The organism is Geobacillus sp. FSL W8-0026 (assembly GCF_037966255.1).
Lineage (GTDB): Bacteria > Bacillota > Bacilli > Bacillales > Anoxybacillaceae > Geobacillus > Geobacillus icigianus.
Genome location: NZ_CP150194.1, coordinates 1309344 through 1328011, shown reverse-complemented (window position 1 = coordinate 1328011; position 18668 = coordinate 1309344). Strand labels below are relative to the sequence as shown.

The 18668-nt window shown below is 50.7% G+C and carries 16 protein-coding genes and 3 pseudogenes; 8 read left to right on the top strand and 11 right to left on the bottom strand.

Features of this window, described 5'->3' with window-relative positions:
* Positions 1-103: 103 nt before the first annotated feature.
* From NST29_RS06675 to NST29_RS06645, 7 genes and pseudogenes are all read left to right on the top strand, one after another.
* Complete coding sequence (locus tag NST29_RS06675; protein ID WP_033023560.1) at positions 104-793, top strand: response regulator transcription factor; 690 nt, start codon at positions 104-106, stop codon at positions 791-793.
* Entirely contained in the window at positions 790-1794 is a 1005-nt protein-coding gene (locus tag NST29_RS06670; protein WP_033023561.1) for a sensor histidine kinase, read from the top strand. Before NST29_RS06675 ends, NST29_RS06670 begins: the two co-directional genes overlap by 4 nt.
* Before the next feature lie 93 nt (positions 1795-1887).
* Complete coding sequence (locus NST29_RS06665) at positions 1888-2643, top strand: ABC transporter ATP-binding protein (RefSeq protein ID WP_033023562.1); 756 nt, start codon at positions 1888-1890, stop codon at positions 2641-2643.
* Positions 2640-4565, top strand: coding sequence for an FtsX-like permease family protein (locus tag NST29_RS06660; RefSeq protein WP_033023563.1), 1926 nt, complete (start codon positions 2640-2642; stop codon positions 4563-4565). Before NST29_RS06665 ends, NST29_RS06660 begins: the two co-directional genes overlap by 4 nt.
* A 353-nt stretch (positions 4566-4918) precedes the next feature.
* A pseudogene (locus NST29_RS06655) lies at positions 4919-6400 on the top strand (transposase).
* Positions 6401-7137: 737 nt separating this feature from the next.
* Entirely contained in the window at positions 7138-7785 is a 648-nt protein-coding gene (locus NST29_RS06650) for a hypothetical protein (protein WP_235207664.1), read from the top strand.
* A 20-nt stretch (positions 7786-7805) separates the two neighbouring features.
* On the top strand, positions 7806-7982 hold the full coding sequence (locus NST29_RS06645) for a hypothetical protein (protein WP_165570960.1): 177 nt from the start codon (positions 7806-7808) through the stop codon (positions 7980-7982).
* 135 nt (positions 7983-8117) lie between these two features.
* On the opposite strand, the gene gndA is transcribed toward NST29_RS06645, so the two are convergent.
* From gndA to mce, 6 genes are all read right to left on the bottom strand, one after another.
* On the bottom strand, positions 8118-9527 hold the full coding sequence (gene gndA, locus NST29_RS06640; protein ID WP_033023567.1) for an NADP-dependent phosphogluconate dehydrogenase: 1410 nt from the start codon (positions 9525-9527) through the stop codon (positions 8118-8120).
* 391 nt (positions 9528-9918) lie between these two features.
* Positions 9919-10113 carry a hypothetical protein gene (locus NST29_RS06635; protein WP_033023570.1) on the bottom strand — a complete coding sequence of 65 codons (195 nt, stop codon included), beginning with the start codon at positions 10111-10113 and terminating at the stop codon, positions 9919-9921.
* Between the two features lie 204 nt (positions 10114-10317).
* The gene (locus tag NST29_RS06630; protein ID WP_033023571.1) at positions 10318-10791 is read right to left on the bottom strand and encodes a chemotaxis protein CheW; all 474 of its coding nucleotides are present in this window, start codon (positions 10789-10791) and stop codon (positions 10318-10320) included.
* Between the two features lie 119 nt (positions 10792-10910).
* Positions 10911-12035, bottom strand: a complete 1125-nt coding sequence (locus NST29_RS06625; RefSeq protein WP_033844134.1) for a tripeptidase T — start codon at positions 12033-12035, stop codon at positions 10911-10913.
* A gap of 231 nt (positions 12036-12266) precedes the next feature.
* Positions 12267-13817, bottom strand: coding sequence for an acyl-CoA carboxylase subunit beta (locus NST29_RS06620; RefSeq protein WP_033844135.1), 1551 nt, complete (start codon positions 13815-13817; stop codon positions 12267-12269).
* Positions 13814-14239: a methylmalonyl-CoA epimerase gene (gene mce / locus NST29_RS06615; protein ID WP_033844136.1), complete on the bottom strand. Its 426-nt coding sequence runs from the start codon at positions 14237-14239 to the stop codon at positions 13814-13816. Before mce ends, NST29_RS06620 begins: the two co-directional genes overlap by 4 nt.
* A 150-nt stretch (positions 14240-14389) precedes the next feature.
* Between mce and prli42 the strand changes: the two genes are divergently transcribed.
* Entirely contained in the window at positions 14390-14482 is a 93-nt protein-coding gene (gene prli42, locus NST29_RS06610) for a stressosome-associated protein Prli42 (protein ID WP_153017164.1), read from the top strand.
* Between the two features lie 174 nt (positions 14483-14656).
* Here the strand turns inward: prli42 and NST29_RS06605 are convergent, their stop codons facing one another.
* The 5 genes and pseudogenes from NST29_RS06605 to NST29_RS06585 form a co-directional block, all read right to left on the bottom strand.
* Complete coding sequence (locus NST29_RS06605; RefSeq protein WP_033844137.1) at positions 14657-15163, bottom strand: L,D-transpeptidase; 507 nt, start codon at positions 15161-15163, stop codon at positions 14657-14659.
* Between the two features lie 70 nt (positions 15164-15233).
* The gene (locus NST29_RS06600) at positions 15234-16214 is read right to left on the bottom strand and encodes an aromatic acid exporter family protein (RefSeq protein WP_033844139.1); all 981 of its coding nucleotides are present in this window, start codon (positions 16212-16214) and stop codon (positions 15234-15236) included.
* Between the two features lie 149 nt (positions 16215-16363).
* Positions 16364-16616 (bottom strand): annotated as a pseudogene (locus tag NST29_RS06595) (nucleotidyltransferase domain-containing protein).
* 143 nt (positions 16617-16759) lie between these two features.
* Positions 16760-17509, bottom strand: a pseudogene (locus NST29_RS06590) (HIRAN domain-containing protein).
* A gap of 329 nt (positions 17510-17838) precedes the next feature.
* Positions 17839-18279, bottom strand: a complete 441-nt coding sequence (locus tag NST29_RS06585) for a hypothetical protein (RefSeq protein WP_231559845.1) — start codon at positions 18277-18279, stop codon at positions 17839-17841.
* Positions 18280-18668 lie beyond the last annotated feature (389 nt).

The window sequence follows — 18668 nt, the reverse complement described above, 5'->3', positions numbered from 1 at the left end:
TCCATCTCATCGTCCCCCTTCTCCCTAAACAACCAAAAAACAGATATAATGGAAAACAGAACAACACGCCATATCGAGCGGAAAAGAGTAGGGGGACACGAGGTTGAACATTTTACTCATTGAAGACGACGCCACGTTGTTTCAAGAAATCAAACAACGTCTCGAACAATGGTCATACAACGTTTGCGGCATCCGTGATTTCAGCCGGGTGATGGAAGAATTTTCGCACTGCCAGCCACACCTTGTCATCATTGACATCCAGCTGCCGAAATTTGATGGATTTCACTGGTGCCGCCAAATCCGCGCGCATTCGAACGTCCCGATCTTGTTTTTATCGTCGCGCGACCATCCGACCGACATGGTCATGTCCATGCAGCTTGGGGCAGATGATTACATCCAAAAGCCGTTTCATTTTGACGTGCTGATCGCGAAAATCCAGGCGCTGCTCCGGCGCGTGTACGATTACAATACAGGCCCCATCCACCTGCAAACGTGGTGCGGCGCCACCATCGACTATGCCAAAAGCACGGTCACCAATGAACAAGGAACGGTGGAGCTGACGAAAAACGAACTGTTGATTTTAAAACATCTGTTGAACAAGAAAAACACGATTGTAACGCGGACAGAACTGATCGAACAGCTGTGGGAGGACGAACGGTTTATCAGCGACAACACGCTGACCGTCAATGTCAACCGGCTGCGGAAAAAGCTTGTCGAACTGGGCTTGGGCCGTTTCATCGAAACGAAAGTGGGACAAGGGTATATGGCAAAGGAAGAGGGGATCGGCTCATGATCAAAGACTACTTGATGGAACGAAAAAGCTGGCTTGCCTTCTTTTTGTTCCTCGAGCTGTTCATTCTGTTTGTCGCTTATCTTGATCCGACGATTCCCTTTTCCTCCGCTCTTTATATCGTCTTTTTAACATCCATCCTCTTTGCCGTCTTTGTCATCATCCGGTGGAAAAAGGAAACGGCATTTTATCAGCGGCTGCAAACGTGCCATCTTGCCTTAGACCCCGCTTCCAGCCTGCAGGCGGCCAGTCCGTTTGAACGCATCGTTGAGCGCGCCATGGCCAGCCAAATGGACGAATGGAAACAGAAACTGACCGTCTGCCGAACAGCGTTGGAACAAGAGAGAGATGAACTGCTGACATGGATTCACGAAATGAAAACGCCGCTGACGGCCATGCGGCTCATGATCGAACGAGTCGAGGAGGAAAACGCCAAATCATCGCTCCTATACGAATGGCTGCGCATTCATTTGCTGCTCGATCAGCAGCTCCATCAGCGGCGGCTCCCTCACATGGAAAACGATTTATACATCGAACACGTCGAACTCAAGCCGCTTCTCATCAATGAAATCAAACCGTTGCAGCCATGGTGCATGCAAAAAGGCATCGGCTTTGATCTGCAATTGAACGTCCGCTCGGTGCTCAGCGATGCCAAATGGCTTTCGTTTATCATCCGGCAAATCGTGACGAACGCGGTGAAATATAGCGAGTCTTGCGACATTATCGTGAAAAGTTTTCTAGAAAACGGCTATATCCACTTGCAGATTCAAGATTTCGGCCGCGGCATTGATCCGAAGGACTTGCCGCGCATTTTTGACAAGGGCTTCACCTCCACCGCTGAACACCAAAACGAAACGGCGACGGGGATGGGGCTGTATTTGGCGAAAAAAGCCGCCCAACCGCTTCAGCTTGACTTTCACGTCGAATCTTCACCGGGGCGCGGGACGGTCTTTACGATCGTATTTCCCCAAGAAAACGACCTGATCCGAATGCACGGCATGTGACAAAACTGTCACATGCTGTCTTGTTTTGTTCGAGCAAACAAAGGAGAAAAAGAACCGTTTTGTTTATGATAGAAACGAAGGAGGAAAACAGAAATGATGATACTCGAAGCAACCAACATCCGCAAAATTTACGGAACAAAGAAAAATCAACAAGAAGTGCTCAAAGGCATTGATTTGCGCGTGGAGAAAGGAGAGTTTCTCGCGATCATGGGCCCGTCGGGATCAGGGAAGACGACACTGCTCAACGTCCTTTCCTCCATCGATCGGGTGAGCGAGGGCGCGATTTTCATCGAAGGAAACAACATCGTCGCCATGAAAGACCGGGAGCTGGCGGAATTTCGCAAGCGCCATGTCGGATTCATTTTTCAAGAGTATCATTTGCTTGACACGCTGACGGTGAAGGAAAATGTCCTTTTGCCTTTATCGATTACGAAAACGCCCAAGCGAGAAGCGGAAAAGAAATTTGCCGAATTGGCGTCTGAACTTGGCATTATTGACATCCAAAACCACTATCCAAGCGAAATTTCTGGGGGGCAAAAACAGCGCGCGGCCGCGGCGCGGGCGTTCATTCATGAGCCGAGCATCATTTTTGCCGATGAGCCGACCGGCGCACTCGATTCGAAATCGGCTTCCGATTTATTGCACAAGCTGCGAAAACTGAATCAACAACGGAAGACGACGATCATCATGGTCACCCATGATCCGGTCGCGGCCAGTTTCTCAAGCCGTGTCATTTTTATCAAAGACGGACAATTGTATACGCAACTGTATAAAGGAACCGAAACGCAGCAGCAGTTTTTCCAAGCCATTATGCAAACACAAGGCGTGCTAGGTGGTGTTCGGTCATGAGCATGAAGCAACTCGTTTTCCGCAATTTGAAACAAAACATTCAACATTATTATTTGTACGTATTTGCTTTGATGTTTGCTTCCGCCTTGTATTTCGCGTTCGTGACATTGCAGTACGACCCATCCCTTGATGCCATCAAAGGGGGAGTGAAAGGGGCGGCGGCCGTCCGCACGGGCGCGGTGCTTCTTATTGTGATTGTCGCCATCTTTCTTTTGTACGCCAATACCTTGTTTATCCAACGGCGCGGCCATGAGATCGCTCTTTTGCAGTTGATCGGCATGACGAAACGAAACATCTTTTTGATGCTGGCAGCCGAAAACGCCATCCTTTATTACGGCACGCTAATCATCGGCATATCGATGGGATTTGCCGCTTCCAAGCTGTTGATGATGATTTTGTTTAAAATCATCGATATTCCAGTCAAGGCGTCTCTTTCTTTTTCGGGCCGAGCATTGGTGCAAACGTTGATTGTGTTTAGTGTGATCAATGTGTTCATGATGGGGATGAACCGCTTGTTTCTCAAAAAACAGACGATTGTCTCCTTGTTCCGAACGACATCGACAACCGAAGCAAAACATGTATCCGTATGGAACATGGTCGTGGGAATGGCGGGGATCGTCCTCATCGGCAGCGGCTATGGGGTATCGATGAAATTGTTTAGCAGCGACTGGAAAAGCGTTCAAGGCTTATTCATGGCCATGGCGTTCATTTTAGGCGCGGTCATCATCGGCACCTACTTGTTTTTTAAAGGAACGATCAGCTTTCTCTTCCACCTATGGCGGAAGCGGAAAGGCGGTTATTTGTCGATCGACGACGTGCTTTCCATGTCATCGCTTATGTTTCGCATCAAATCGAATGCCTTGCTGCTCACCATCATCACGACCGTGTCGGCCATCGCGATCGGGTTGATTTCGTTAAGCTATATTTCCTACTATTCCGCCGAACAGGCCGCGCAAAACTACGTTGCCGCCGACTTTGCGTTCACAGACAAAAAAGATGCCGCCCGTTTTACGGCGGCGCTGCGATCTCATGATATTCGCTATCGAGAAACGATGATCGATGTCATTGAAGCACCGACTGATATTTCAATGATTTTAGACATCGCTGATCAAAGCCGGCTCCAGTTTCAGCCGTCCGCCGCAGCGCTATCGGTGATCAGCGACACAAGTACAGGCCGCATCGATGTCAAGCCCGGGGAAGCAGTGCTGACGGGATATCAGGACATCCTCCGTCAATTCTTGCCGTTTAAAGAAACGGGAACGATTCGCTTAAAAGCAAACGGCCGCATGGTCCCGCTTCATTACCTTGGGATGAAAAAAGACTATTACGTCAACTACCATTTTACGCACGGCATGCCCACCGTCGTTGTCGATCAAACAATGTTTGCTCGTTTGCAAAAAGAAACCGATCCACAAATGAAAAAGGTGCATATCGGAATTCACCTGACTGACGAAACAAATATCGAGCGGGCTGATCAGCTGTTTCAACGCATGAAGTTTTCCTCCATCGCCGATTCGCGCCTGATCATGAGCCGCTATCAAAAACAGACATTCGGATTGATCATGTTTGTTGTCACCTTTTTAGGGCTCGCCTTTTTGGTCACCTCCGGCTGTATTCTTTACTTTAAGCAAATGGGCGCCGGCGAAGAAGAGCGGCCGAATTACACCATTTTGCGCAAACTCGGATTCACCGAAAACGACTTTTTCACGGGCATCCGACAGAAACAGCTGTTCTACTTTGGGGTTCCGTTGCTTCTTGGATTGTCTCACAGCTACTTTGCCGTCCGTTCCGGCTGGTTCTTTTTCGGCACCGAACTGTGGACACCGATGTTGACGGTGATGGCGATTTACACAGTCTGCTATTCGCTGTTTGGCATGTTGGCTGTACGTTATGACAAACAGCTGCTTCGTGAGGCGCTATGAGCTTAGAACGGGTCTCGGGCAGAATGTAGCACCTAGAATGCTGGGAAAAACAGCGGTTTCCGTTGATCGATGAATCAATGTGTGCAGTGTTGCAAGGTTTTTCTATTTGAGAAATAATGCTAGGAAGCGGTATGCACGGTTTCATCCCCAGCCTCCTCGAAGGCTGGGGAAAATCGATGTTTGCCTTGATCGATAACATAGAAGCTGATACAAGCAGTTTTTCTACTTCAGAAACGATTCTGGGAAGCGGTTGCGCTAGTAAATCCCCGGTCTCCTAGAGGGCCGGTGAAAAAGTACACGCCAAGGCAGGGATGTAGGGGGCTTATGTCGAAAAAAGGAAGAAGAAGCTTTGAATGGAGCGTGAGCAGATCATGAAAGCCCCCAAACATCCTTCGACTCAGCCTCGTCTGTTTCAAGTCATCGACATGGAGGAACGGGTTCCCCCTCATCATATCCTGCGCCAAATCAACGAAGCAGTTGACGTTTCCGTCATTCACGATTGGGTGGCTCCCCTGTATACGGAAAAAACGGGTCGCCCGGCGGCGGATCCGGAACGGCTGCTTCGCCTGATGCTGCTATCGTATTTGTTCGACCACTCCGAGCGGGAGTTGTATGAGATCCTCCCCGTGCATGCCGGATACTTGTGGTTTTGCGGTCTCGACGTTGAATCCGTACTCCATCCAGATCCTCATCACCCCACACTGCCGGATCGAACGACGCTCGTCAAAACACGGAAGCGCTGGCGCCAACACGGAATCTTTGATCGGCTGATGACCTACGTGGTGGATCCGTGCATCGCAGCGGGACTGGTCTCGCCGGATGTACATGCGGCGGCCGATGGCACTCAAGTGCGGGCGAATGCTTCGATCCACCGCTTGCGGGAAGTCAAGCTCGCTCCGGTGGAACCGTTGGAGGACTACCTCGCCCGCACCGCCCGGGAAGATGAATAGGCCGAGTCCCCAGAGGCGGATCGGGATCCCGATGACGATCCGCCCTCTCCGTCTCCCCCATCAGGGGAACGCGTCCATGCCGAAGAACGAGGAAACTTCCGTGGAACTACGTTTTCCAACCAAACCCATCGAAGCGTGACGGATCCGGATGCCCGGTTGTACAAGAAAGGCAAAGGACAGGAAGCGTATCCTCGGTATCTGGTGCACGACGTCATCGACGTCCAGTCGCGCGTGATTTTGTCCCGACGGGCCAGCCTCGCCACCGGAACGGCGGAACGAGAGACGAGTTTGGAGCAGCTGGCTTCCATTCGGTTTCGCCACCCGTCGATCACGATTCGAACCTTGTCCGCAGACAAAGCGTATGGCACCACGGAGGATTTGAAAGAGCTCTTCGTCCAAGGCATCACGCCGCTCGTATCGCTGCGCCGCAAGGAGATGGAAGAAATTCCAACCTGGAAGCGCCGGGCGAAGGATCCCGCTCAGGAAGCACAACGCCAGGCGAACGTCCGGGAAGTTCAGATTCGCAATCAAGCGAGGCTCATTCAGCAACAGGGCGGTGATCGATCCATTCAAGCCCTTCGCACGCGTTGTGAGCATGTGTTTGCCGAAGGGAAGGAATGTCATGGGCTGGACCGGGCCCGAAGCCGAGGCCTTTACGCCATGGAAGAACAGGCGCTGTTGACCGCCGTCGTGCAAAATCTGAAGCGATTGTGCCGGTTTCGAAAAAACCGAGGGGAGACCGGCTCTTTGGCGTGCGCAAAAATGGAATTTGGAGCAGGAAGTCCTGCTCGTCCTCCCGTCCTTTGGCGCCAAATGGCGGGGAGAATGGTCTCCAAAATTCGACATGAGGGGAGTCTATGCCCCATTCATTCCCCGGCCTTCTAGAAGGCCGGGGAGGAAAGGATCACGCTGTCCTTTTCCTTGATCATCGGCTCATCGATCCATGAGTCATGGACCTTGTCGACAGGCGGTGGACATCAATTCCACCCGTGAAGTCCGGTTCATGTCTCTTTTTTTGGTTGCCAATGTATCGAATTTGCCTATCTACAGGTTGAAAAATGGGAATAAAGGCTCTTGTTCTTTTGAAAAATTTTCGGTAAAATTAGTTATAAATGGTTCTTCACCACAACGTGTACTTGACAGACGGTGCACTTCTCTGAATAGGTGTATGCAAAAAAAAATAATTTGTTTTCTGTTCTTTCGTGAATGCATAAGTAAGATGTGTGATGGAAAAATCAAGTATAACTTTTGGTGAAGAGCCTATAAATATATTCATTAGGATAAGGAGGTATTTGTTTGATGATATTAGTTCATCACCATAACCTGTAATTGACATGTAATATCGTTAAACTATATACATGCAACATGAAGAGTTCACCTCTCTGTTATCCTGCACACCCTAAGCGCTGCACATTTCCTCCAAAGATCCTGTGGCTCAACCTGCAAGCTGAGCCATGGGAGAGGAAGCTTGTTGCAGGAGAAGCCAAATGTTCATTTTTCAATGAGCATGTATATAATTGGGAATTTGTCCAACAACCTTTTTTGTAAGAAGAATCTTCTTTTGTTGACTGAAAGGAATAAGAAGGTCAATTGATAGATCATTCGTGAAGGAGGTTTTTATTATGAAGAAACTATTATCTTCTGTTCTTGTTATCAGTTTCCTCATTATGTCATTTGGTTTTTCGATAGCAGAGGCAGAAACACGAGAGAATAGGGATAGCTTGACCAGAAAAAGCAATGCATATCAAATTACATATAATGGAGTTGAAATAATTATTGATTCCGTAAACAACATGGGTACATCAGAGAAAATAAGGATCGCAGAGCAAATGATTGATTCAGAGTTACTACATTCTTCACCATTTTTCGCCTCAAATAACAACCAAGTGATACCCCAAGTGATCCCTAATCCAGGCGATGGAACTGTGATTGGAACTAGATATTATGCTTTTGACAACGATACAGCTAAATTTGTAAGCAGTGTATTAAAGACAGGATTAACTGCTATCGCTACAGCAGCTGGGTATACCTTTGGCCCTGGAGCAGCAACAACTATTGCTTCGATTTGTACATTAGCAGGGGAATATATTAATCTAAAACCATACTGGACAACAGTGAAAATCATACGCTATTACAGTGAATATTATGATCAGTATATATACGATGCGTATCATTTTGTTTATAGCGACAGTAAGCGAACAAATCTGAAGCGAGTATACATTTCTGATGATATGATCAAAACGACAGGCAATGTATTGGATACATTCTGATAGAAGGAGAATCTATGTTCATGAATCGAAAAAAACGATTTATCTTATTTCTCGCCGTGCTGATGGTCATATTCTTTTTCATCTACATGTTTGAAGAACAAGTGCTGCGCTTTTTAGACTACAAAGCGGTCAAATTGACGATGCTGATCTCTTTAATCACGATTATTGTCGGCGATGCCATTTATCGCCGCGCGTAATCAGATGCCCAGCGTGAACAGAAAGGTCCGTCGGGCGATCATGTCGGGCGACTTCCATGCGATGGCAACGGTTGACGAAGTTTCACCAAGCGCAAAAAACCCTTAGAACCTCATGCGGCTCTAAGGGTTTTTTGCTTACTTCAGCCATTCTGTATGGAAAACGCCTTCCTTATCAACGCGTTCGTACGTGTGGGCGCCGAAGTAGTCGCGCTGCGCTTGAATTAAATTGGCCGGGAGCACCGCCGTGCGGTAGCTGTCATAGTAGGCGAGGGCGCTGGCGAATCCTGGCGCCGGAATGCCGCGCATCGCCGCGGTGGCGACGATTTCGCGGAGCGCGTCTTGATAGCTTTCGACGATATTTTTGAAGTACGGATCCAAGAGCAAGTTCGGCAGCGCCGGATCGCGGTCGTACGCCTCTTTAATTTTTTGCAAAAATTGCGCGCGGATGATGCAGCCGCCGCGGAAAATCATGGCGATGTCGCCGTAGCGCAAGTTCCAGTTGTATTCCTCAGACGCCGCCTTCATTTGCGCAAACCCTTGGGCGTACGAGCAAATTTTGCTCATATAAAGCGCGCGGCGCACCGCTTCGATGAAGTGGGCGCGGTCGCCTTCAAACGGCTTCACCGCCGGGCCTGCCAGCACTTTGCTTGCTTTGACGCGCTCGTCTTTCATCGCCGAGATGAAGCGGGAAAATACCGACTCGGTGATGATCGGCAGCGGCACGCCTAAATCGAGCGCGTTTTGGCTCGTCCATTTGCCCGTTCCTTTTTGCCCGGCTTTGTCCAAAATGACATCAACCAACGGCTTGCCCGTCTCCTCATCGATTTTTGTGAAAATGTCAGCGGTGATTTCGATTAAGTAGCTGTTCAATTCGCCTTTGTTCCAGTCAGCGAACACTTCGTGCAGCTCAGCGGCGTCCATGCCGAGCACATGTTTGAGCAGGAAGTACGCTTCGGCGATCAGCTGCATGTCGCCGTATTCGATGCCGTTATGCACCATTTTCACGTAATGGCCGGCGCCGTCCGGGCCGATGTACGTCGTGCACGGCTCGCCGTCAACTTTGGCGGCGATGGCTTCAAAAATCGGGCGCACGAGCTCATGCGCTTCTTTTTGTCCCCCTGGCATGATCGACGGGCCTTTCAGCGCCCCTTCCTCACCGCCGGACACACCCGTGCCGATAAAGTGAATGCCGAGTTCAGCGAGCTCTTTGTTGCGGCGCTGCGTATCCTTAAAATACGTGTTGCCGCCGTCGATTAAAATATCGCCTTTTTCCAGATGCGGCTTCAGCTGTTCGATCGTCGTGTCCGTCGGCGCTCCCGCTTTCACCATCAGCAAAATTTTCCGCGGTTTTTCCAAGGCATTGACGAATTCTTCGATGCTGTATGTACCGACAATGTTTGTTCCTTTCGCTTCTTGCAAAAACTCATCCGTTTTTTCGCGCGAACGGTTGTAGACCGCCACCGAATAGCCTTTGCTTTCGATGTTGAGCGCCAAGTTTTTCCCCATGACCGCCAGTCCGATGACGCCGATTTGCTGTTTTGCCATCTTTCAACGTCCCTTTCTGTTTTGATTGTTCATCAAAGAACATATCATAGTTTACGGATCGGCTGCAAGTTTTCTAAATCGATTTATGGATGCGCGCGCAAAAAGGCTGATCAGCCGTGAGAATGGGGGCGAAAGCGCGGAAGTTGCTAAAAATCCAATCGCATTGCACCCAGCCAATCAGAAAGAGCAGCCTTGCCCCGCATGCAATCGGGGCTGTTTGGGAAACGCCGCCCGCGGACATTGGCAGAACGGCTCTACACCGTCCTATGGAATCTCAAAAAGACCGCCCAACATCAACGGATGAACTGGCCGGCCATGGACGTTTGTTTGCTCGCTAATCCGGGCTACCCCCTTCCCTCTCATCGAGGGAGGGGCTGAATGCCCCTCGTGCTCAATACCCCCCGTAATGCGGGAACCCATACGGCGAAAACGGGTAATGGCCATAAGGCATCCCGTATGGGAAATGGGGGTAGCCGTCATATCCCCCGTGCCAATGATGATGGTGGTAGCCATACGGATAGTGGCCGTAGCCGCCATAGTACGGCGGATAAAAGCCGTCCATATACGGGCCGAACGGTCGAACCATGGAATGCGCCTCCTCTTCATCGGGTGAAGTTCGTTTCCATGGTTAGGATATGCGCGGAAAACAAAACGGTATAGGCAAACACCTATGAGACCGGTGATTGACTCGTAGATGCGGCGTTGCCATCTCATTTTTCAACGAGAAAAACTTTGTTGCAGCGGTCCTGCCCTCATTGATGAAGGGAATTAGCGGTTTTTCACCAACCTTCTATACCACTTCATCCGATTGAACAGCAGCGATTTGTTCTCGGATCTCTTCCGCTTCTTCCAAATGGTTGAACAACACGCGCGGATCGAGCACCGTCAACAATCGATCCGGAAGCGTCGCCATCCCGACAAGATACGGCGTCCGTTCCGCGGACATCAATTGAAGCGGCTGAATCGCCTCAGGCTCAATATCAGCGATTTCCTTCGCCTCATCGACGATCAGCGCCACTGACAAACCATCAACCGCGGCGACGACAAGGCGCGTCTGGTCCGTTTCTTCGATGGCCCGCCCGTACAGGAGCTTGCGCATATCAAGCACCGGCACGAGCTCGCCGCGGATGCGCACGACGCCCGCCATATAGTCCGGCATATGCGGCACCGCGGTCGGCGCCGTCATTTTTTCAATGGAGACGACATACGCGATCGAAACGGCGTATTGTTCCCGCTCGACACGAAAGACCACATATTTGTCCATTCCCCCGCCACCTCTCTCAATGATTGACATCGTGTCTGCTTTTTTTATCGGCCGATTCTCGCTGAATGTTCAGCGGATTTCGGCGCCCGAAGAAAAAAGGGCATCCGTCTTCGGGATGCTCACTCGGCATTGGCGACTTCTTTAATGATGGCGACGACCATTTCCGTCAGTTTGACCAACTCCTCAATCGGCATCCGCTCGTTCGTCGTATGGATTTCTTCATAGCCGACAGCGAGGTTGACCGTTGGAATGCCGAAGCCGGCAATGACGTTGGCGTCGCTGCCGCCGCCGCTTCGCTGCAGCTCGCACGGCCGGCCGATGTTCGCCGCCGCCCGTTTGGCGACCTCGACGACATGATCGCCGTCGCTGAATTTGAAGCCCGGGTACATCACGTCGACCTCGACCTCGGCGCGGCCGCCCATTTCCGCAGCAACCGTTTCAAACGCCGCTTTCATCTTCGCCACTTGGGCTTCCATTTTTTCCGGAACGAGCGAGCGGGCTTCCGCTAAAATATCGACGCGATCGCAGACGATGTTCGTTTGCGTGCCGCCCTCAAAGCGGCCGATGTTCGCCGTCGTCTCCTCATCGATGCGGCCGAGCGGCATTTTCGCGATCGCTTTGGCCGCGATCGTAATGGCGGACACCCCGCGCTCGGGAGCCACACCGGCATGGGCGGTTTTGCCGTGCACGACGACTTTCAGCTTCGCCTGCGTCGGCGCGGCGACGACGATGTTGCCGACTTTGCCGTCGCTGTCCAACGCATAGCCGTATTTCGCTTTGAGCAGCGATGGATCGAGCGCCTTCGCCCCGACGAGCCCTGACTCTTCCCCGACCGTGATGACGAATTGAATCAAGCCGTGGGGGATGTGCTGCTCTTTCAACACCCGAATCGCCTCCAACATCGCCGCCAAGCCGGCTTTGTCATCGGCGCCTAAAATCGTCGTCCCGTCGGTGACGACATAGCCATCGCGAATCGACGGTTTTACCCCTTTGCCCGGCACGACCGTATCCATATGGGAGGTGAAGTAAATCGGGTCGACCCCGTCTTTCGTCGCCGCGAGCGTGCAAATCAAGTTGCCGGCGCCATGCCCTGTTTTCGCGGCCGCATCGTCTTCGATCACCTCGAGGCCGAGCGCTGCAAACTTTTGTTTCAGCACCTTGGCGATCTCACCTTCATGCTTCGTTTCTGAATCGATTTGCACGAGCCCCAAAAACTCGTCGACAAGACGCTGTTCATTGACCATAAACTTTCTTCCTCCTGTTTATGTATTCCACCTCAAGTATACCGAAAGTTTCCACTCAACGCCAACCGGACAGCGGAACGATCGGCAGACAAGGTGCTGACAGACGCGTTGGAAAAGTTTTAGCGCACGTTTCAATGGCTGACAGACAGGCAACGGAAAGAGCTTGATGGACGCGAATCGGTTTGCCAAAATAGAGACCAACCGACAAAACGGGGCCGTTTGACCCCGTTTTTACAGCGGAATGTTGCCATGCTTTTTCTTCGGCCGCTCTTCATGCTTATGGCGAAGCATCTCGAGCGCTTGGATGAGCTTGATTCTCGTGTCGCGCGGGTCGATGACGTCATCGATCATCCCGTATTTGGCGGCGACGTACGGGTTGGCGAATTTCTCGCGGTATTCGGCAATTTTTTGCGCCCGCGTTTCTTCCGGATTCGGGCTGTTTTCAATCTCGCTCGCGAAAATGATGTTCGCCGCCCCTTGCGGCCCCATGACGGCCACTTCGGCGTTCGGCCACGCATAGACGACATCGGCGCCGATCGATTTGCTGTTTAAAGCGACGTAGGCGCCGCCGTACGCTTTCCGCAAAATAACGGTGATTTTCGGCACCGTCGCTTCCGAGTAGGCGTACAAAATTTTCGCCCCATGGCGGATGATGCCGCCGTGCTCCTGCTTGACGCCCGGGAAAAAGCCGGTGACGTCCTCAAACGTAATGATCGGGATGTTGAACGAATCGCAAAAACGGATGAAGCGCGCCGCCTTGTCGGACGAATCGATGTCAAGGCCGCCAGCCATAAATTTCGGCTGGTTGCACACAAGCCCCACCACTTCGCCTTTAATGCGGGCAAAGCCGATCACGATGTTTTTCGCAAAACCTTTTTGCACTTCCATAAACGATCCGTCATCAACGACATGGGCGATCACGTGGCGCACATCGTACGGGCGGACGGCGTCAATCGGCACGACATCGGCCAAGTCGGGCCGGTAATCGTCCCCGTCCGGAATCGGGCCAAACGGCGGCTTTTCGTGATTGTTTGACGGCAAATAGCCAAGCAGCCGCCGCACTTCGGCGAGCGCCTCCTCTTCATTCGCCGCCGCAAAGTGGGCGTTGCCGCTGATCGTGTTGTGCACGCGGGCGCCGCCTAAATCTTCGGCGCTGATTTTCTCCCCGGTCACCGCTTCAATCACTTTCGGGCCAGTGATGAACATTTGGCTCGTTTTTTCGACCATGAACACAAAATCGGTGATGGCCGGCGAATAGACGGCTCCACCGGCGCACGGCCCCATGATGACGGAAATTTGCGGGATGACCCCGGAGTAAATGGCGTTGCGGTAAAAAATGTGCCCGTACCCGTCCAGCGACAAGACCCCTTCTTGAATGCGGGCGCCGCCCGAATCGTTCAAACCGATGACCGGCGCCCCGGTTTTTGCCGCCAAATCCATGATGTTGGCAATTTTTTTCGCGTGCATTTCCCCAAGCGCCCCGCCGAAAACGGTGAAATCTTGCGAAAAGACAAACACCGTGCGGCCGTTGATTTTCCCGTAGCCGGTGACGACCCCATCGCCCGGCCCCTTTTTTTCCCCAAGGCCAAAATCGGTGCAACGGTGCTCGATGAACGGATTGAGTTCGGCAAACGTTCCTTCGTCCAAAAGCAAGTCAATCCGCTCGCGGGCAGTCAGCTTCCCTTTCGCGTGCTGCTGTTCGATTTTCGCGTCGCCGCCGCCCAGTTCAATCTCGCGGCGGCGGTCATACAGTTCGTTGATTTTGTCGTACATGTCGCTCATCGGTGTCCCTCCGTTTGGTTCGTTCGCTCGCAAAGTTCATACAACACGCCGCCGGTCGATTTCGGATGCATGAAGGCGACGAGCGCCCCGCCGGCGCCGCGTTTCGGCGCATCTTGAATCATGCGGATGCCGTGCTCCTTCAACTCGCGGATGCGCTCGGTGATGTCCTCGACGCCAAGCGCCACATGGTGGATCCCTTCACCGCGCTTTTCGATAAATGTCGCCACCGCGCTCTCTGGCGACAGCGGCTCAAGCAGCTCCAGTTTCGCCTCTCCAGCCTGCAAAAACGCCACTTTCACCTGCTCCGACTCGACTTCCTCGATGCCGAGAAACGGCAGGCCGAGCACCTCCGTATAAAACGGAAGCGCTTTCTCAATCGAACGGACAGCGATGCCGATATGGTCGACTTTTTTCACACGCATGGTCGTCATCCCCTTTGCGGCAAAATGATCAGGCCAACGTCTTACTATTCGCCGTTTCGGCGAAAAATCCTGCTTTTTGTTTTTTCTTGTCCGCCCTGCCGTTTGCCGTTACAATAAACGTAGAACAGCGGACGGAAGGAGGACGGACCGTTGTCGCGCAAAACGCAAAAATTTATTGTCTATTTGATGCTCGCTTGCATGCTGCTGACGACGCTCCTTGCCGGCATCAGCATGTGGTTTTAGCTTCATCACTACCTGTTGAAACAGCTAGGGCGCAGGTGTTTCGTGGCGCCGACGAAAGTCGCCTTCGGAACGAAAAGAAACGGAAACGCCCCAGCCTTTTCCCCGAGGGTGGGAGCACTCTTTGCGCTTAGACGCCAAACACCGCAAGCTCCAAACCAAGGGAGCTTGCGGTGTTCATCGAACCGCGCCGTATCGTTTCGCAATGGCGGAAAACGGCTCATGGCTGCGGAGAATGAGCACGCGGGCGCCGATCGGCACTCGTTCGTACAAATGCTCGACATCGCGATTGTGCATGCGCACGCACCCTTGCGAAACGTAGCCGCCGATCGTGGCCGGGTTGTTTGTTCCATGAACGCCGTAAATGCGCCCGTCCGTCCCGCGCGCGTTAAAGCCGATCCATCTCGTGCCAAGCGGATTGTTCGGCGCTCCGCCCGGGATGCCTTTTTTCCGATAATACGGGTTTTCCGCCTTCACCGTGACGGTAAACAGCCCTTCCGGCGTCAGTTCAGCATTCACCCCCGTCGCCACCGGATAAACGGCCTCAATCCGGCCGTGGCGGACGAGCGCAAGTTTGTTGATCGCTTTGTTCACGATCACAAGCGGCTTCGTCTCCGCCCCCGTCCGAAACGGCGTCCCCACCAGCACAGCAAGCAACAAACCTACCAGCAACGATCTACGCATATCAGTCACCCTTTGCGGCGTTTGGCTTTAGTGTGTGCCAACAAAGGCGGGGGTATGCGCCGCCTTTCGGTCAACCAAGCGACGGCCACCGCCGTTTTTCCGGTTCATTTTTCGGACGGAACTCACTTTTAATCAGCAAATATCGCTCCAATTCGCGCACCAAATGAAACAGCGCCGCCCGCTCCTCAAACTGTTCGCGCGTCGTTGGCAGCGGCATTTCCTTAAATTCCTCGCGCATCGCCGAAAGACGCCGCAAAAACCGATCAGCTGTATTTCCCGGGTGAATGGCATCGCTTAGTTCATCGATAAAATCAGCGATCATCATCCGTTGCTCAACCGTGTACGTCAGCGACGTCACCAGCGGAAGCATATGCTCGATGATTTCCAGCTGCCGCTCGCGCATCCGGAAGTAGCGGACGTACTCGTCTTCGTTCCGCCATAGCTGGTTGTCGGCGTGGCGCATCGCGAGCGTTTTCGCCCGCTCAAGCATCTCCGCGGCAAGCGGCAACTCCTTCCCGTCCCAATCGAGCTCATTCGTGCGCAAATAGCGCACGATTTCTTTTAAAATGATGCGAAACAAATCTTCGACAATGCGCTGGTACTCTTTGAGCTGCTTCTCAGCGCTCGGCATGTACATGTTGACGATGAGCGCCACCCCGATGCCGACAGCGACTAGCAGCAGCTCATTGACGACCCATTCCCATGTGATCTCCTTGGCCGCATACAAATGCAAAATGATCACCGAACTGGTCGCAATGCCTTCGTTGACTTTCAGCCGAACCGTCACCGGAATAAACACTAACAGCAGCAGCCCGATCGTCCACGGATGGTAGCCGAAGACGGCAAAAAACAACGCCGCAAACCCGATCGCGACAACGCACGCCGCCAAACGGGCCCGCGCGGTCTCCAACGACCGCTTTTTCGTCACTTGAACGCACAAAATGACGATAATGCCGGCAGAAGCGAAGTTGTGAAGGCCGATCAACTGAGCGATGGCGATCGCCAGCGCCGTACCGACCGCCGTTTTCAACGTCCGATAGCCGATTTTCATCGCCCGTCTCCTTTGCCAATGGTTGCCGACTTCATTGTACCGATGACGGCGCTTTCGATGCAACTGAAAAACGGACAGCGCGCTTGCCCTAAGGCCGCCGGACACAAAAAAAAACGGCCGCTCGCTCATGCAGGGCAAGCCGCCTAGGCTCACGACGGAGATTTCTCATAAATCGTTTTCCCGTCGCGCTCGATTTGGCGCTTGATGGCTTCGTTCAGCGCGTCGAAAAAGAGCACATCACACAAATAAATGCCGACAATCTCGTCAATGTCATCTTCGATTTTCCACTTTTGCTTGCCGATGTAATCGATGCACAAGTCAATGTCGGAATTGTAGCAGGCCGTGCCGGGAGCCGAACAAGATGACTTTTTGAATATCTTCCTCGCCGGTGAAATACGCCATCAGCCGCGCAAACACGGTCGGGCTAATTCCGTAGCTCACGATCGATCACTTCTTCTTTGATGTTTTGCAGCAGCGCTTCGATTTCGTGGACATATTCATTCATCTGAAATCAAACATGCTCACTTCAGAAAACAGTGAACAGACTAAATCACTTCTAACGATATTTGATGCAACATATCGAGATCTTGCGTCTGATAAGACGGAAGGAACTCGCCGTAGACACTTATATTTACTTTGCGCTGAGGAAAAGCCTCAAAATGAATCGATTCAATTCTCGCCATATAACGCCCGTTGTTTTGAATAAGGTTAAACATAAACTCGCTATAGAAAGCAGGAATATATCCTAGCTTGCATCCTTTATTTGTTAACACTTCTACTGCTTTAGAATCTTGCCTATTCTCCGGCTCTAATCGAAAATGTACCTCATCCCCCACTTTAAGATATTGAATCACTCGATCTCCCTCGTAATATCTCCAACCCGCGACATAAAAATCAAAATCGAAATGATTTCCCGATACATAAATAGGCGCTACAAATTCATAAGAATCTGTCGCAAGTTTACCACCGGTAGCCCGTAACAAATCCATATCTGTACAATCACGCGGCAAACCGTATGTCCGCAAAATTTCTAAAAAATCCGGACGGCGCCGGTCAGGCAAACGTCGCTCGAAAGGCCCGAACAATCTGTTAGAAACATATTTTCTTCCCATATCCCGAAATGCTAAATGAGGCTAATAACCGTTTTCTAATGCTTCGAATAATCCTCTTCTTTTCCTGCTTTGTTCGTAATAAAATACGTACTTATCTCCATCATGCAGTAAATTTCCAATATGATATCGCTGCCGGGTACATTCATTTTGCCAAATTAACCACAGCACAAACGGGCGGACCATTTATTTCATCTCCATATACCAATTTACGAGCCATTCTTTTCGATACTGTAATAATTTTAATACCCATTCTTTGTAAACTTTACTCATGACATTTTCCGAAATACCATCTAAAATGGTTATGATTTGTTGCTTATTCATCTGACTGATATGATCAATTACTTTCTTTGCCTCTTTTGGATATAATTATTAAATAAAACTTAGCAATTCTTTATATTTAGGCTTCTTTTTATGGGGAAGTCCGATTAAAGAAAAACTTCGATTTGTAAAAGCCTCAAACATTCTCGGGTCCTGAAACATTTTTAGAATACGTTCTTCCTGCAATTGATACCCTAGTGACGTTCCATTATCATATATAGGTGCAAGCTTGTAACCATTGTGGTGAACAATACCCCCCCAGTTATCACAGTGACGATCTTGATTTGCATTAATGCGTCAAATATAGGAATTTGGACAAACTCTTTTTCAAGGTGAAATTCAGACAACACCTTTATTATATTAAGAAAATGATAATGTTTTAGATTGTAGCGATCAAAGTCTTCCGCAATTGTAAAGAATAAATCGCCGCCTTCATAAAATTCTTCATCATCAAAAACAAAATTTTCAGACAAAACACCTACTATTCCATCGTAAACGGCTAAATCGACCTCCATCATATTTAATCCTATCTGTTGACCGATTTTTGATGCGACAACTTCTGCCCACGCCTCTCCGGTATTTTCCTTAGAGGACTGGTGAAAAACGGTTGTTTCTTTTGAGCAATGGGGAAGCATTTGAAAGGTGATCCTGATGCAAGGAGGCTTTTCTATTTGAAAAACGGGCTTGATAAGCGGCTTGCCCCCTTAAATCACCAGTCTCTTAGGAATTTTAAATAAATACCGACGTTTATTATCTGGATTAATCAACCAGAACTTCTCTCTTGTCCCAGAGGCTTGTCGTTCCTCATCTTTTTTCCAATGGCTAACATCATGTAAACCCATAATGATTATCCTTTTTTGAGTTTTTGATAGAACCATGAAAAAAAGTTGATCACAAGAGAAACTTACTGAATGATTATACCATATGCGCTGCCTGTTTGCCTTTATCCAATCTCCTTAAAACACATATTATCACAAACAATAATGGTCATGCAAAAACCCGAAGCCCCTCTCCAGCTTCGGGT

Excerpts from the sequence above, each read along its gene's own strand:
- NST29_RS06660 (WP_033023563.1), top strand. The coding sequence starts at position 2,640 with ATGAGCATGAAGCAACTCGTTTTCCGCAATTTGAAACAAAACATTCAA.
- NST29_RS06625 (WP_033844134.1), bottom strand. The coding sequence starts at position 12,035 with ATGGTCAATGAACAGCGTCTTGTCGACGAGTTTTTGGGGCTCGTGCAA.
- NST29_RS06600 (WP_033844139.1), bottom strand. The coding sequence starts at position 16,214 with ATGAAAATCGGCTATCGGACGTTGAAAACGGCGGTCGGTACGGCGCTG.
- NST29_RS06630 (WP_033023571.1), bottom strand. The coding sequence starts at position 10,791 with ATGGACAAATATGTGGTCTTTCGTGTCGAGCGGGAACAATACGCCGTT.
- mce (WP_033844136.1), bottom strand. The coding sequence starts at position 14,239 with ATGCGTGTGAAAAAAGTCGACCATATCGGCATCGCTGTCCGTTCGATT.
- NST29_RS06635 (WP_033023570.1), bottom strand. The coding sequence starts at position 10,113 with ATGGTTCGACCGTTCGGCCCGTATATGGACGGCTTTTATCCGCCGTAC.
- NST29_RS06665 (WP_033023562.1), top strand. The coding sequence starts at position 1,888 with ATGATGATACTCGAAGCAACCAACATCCGCAAAATTTACGGAACAAAG.
- gndA (WP_033023567.1), bottom strand. The coding sequence starts at position 9,527 with ATGGCAAAACAGCAAATCGGCGTCATCGGACTGGCGGTCATGGGGAAA.
- NST29_RS06620 (WP_033844135.1), bottom strand. The coding sequence starts at position 13,817 with ATGAGCGACATGTACGACAAAATCAACGAACTGTATGACCGCCGCCGC.
- NST29_RS06650 (WP_235207664.1), top strand. The coding sequence starts at position 7,138 with ATGAAGAAACTATTATCTTCTGTTCTTGTTATCAGTTTCCTCATTATG.
- NST29_RS06670 (WP_033023561.1), top strand. The coding sequence starts at position 790 with ATGATCAAAGACTACTTGATGGAACGAAAAAGCTGGCTTGCCTTCTTT.
- NST29_RS06605 (WP_033844137.1), bottom strand. The coding sequence starts at position 15,163 with ATGCGTAGATCGTTGCTGGTAGGTTTGTTGCTTGCTGTGCTGGTGGGG.
- NST29_RS06585 (WP_231559845.1), bottom strand. The coding sequence starts at position 18,279 with ATGCTTCCCCATTGCTCAAAAGAAACAACCGTTTTTCACCAGTCCTCT.
- NST29_RS06645 (WP_165570960.1), top strand. The coding sequence starts at position 7,806 with ATGAATCGAAAAAAACGATTTATCTTATTTCTCGCCGTGCTGATGGTC.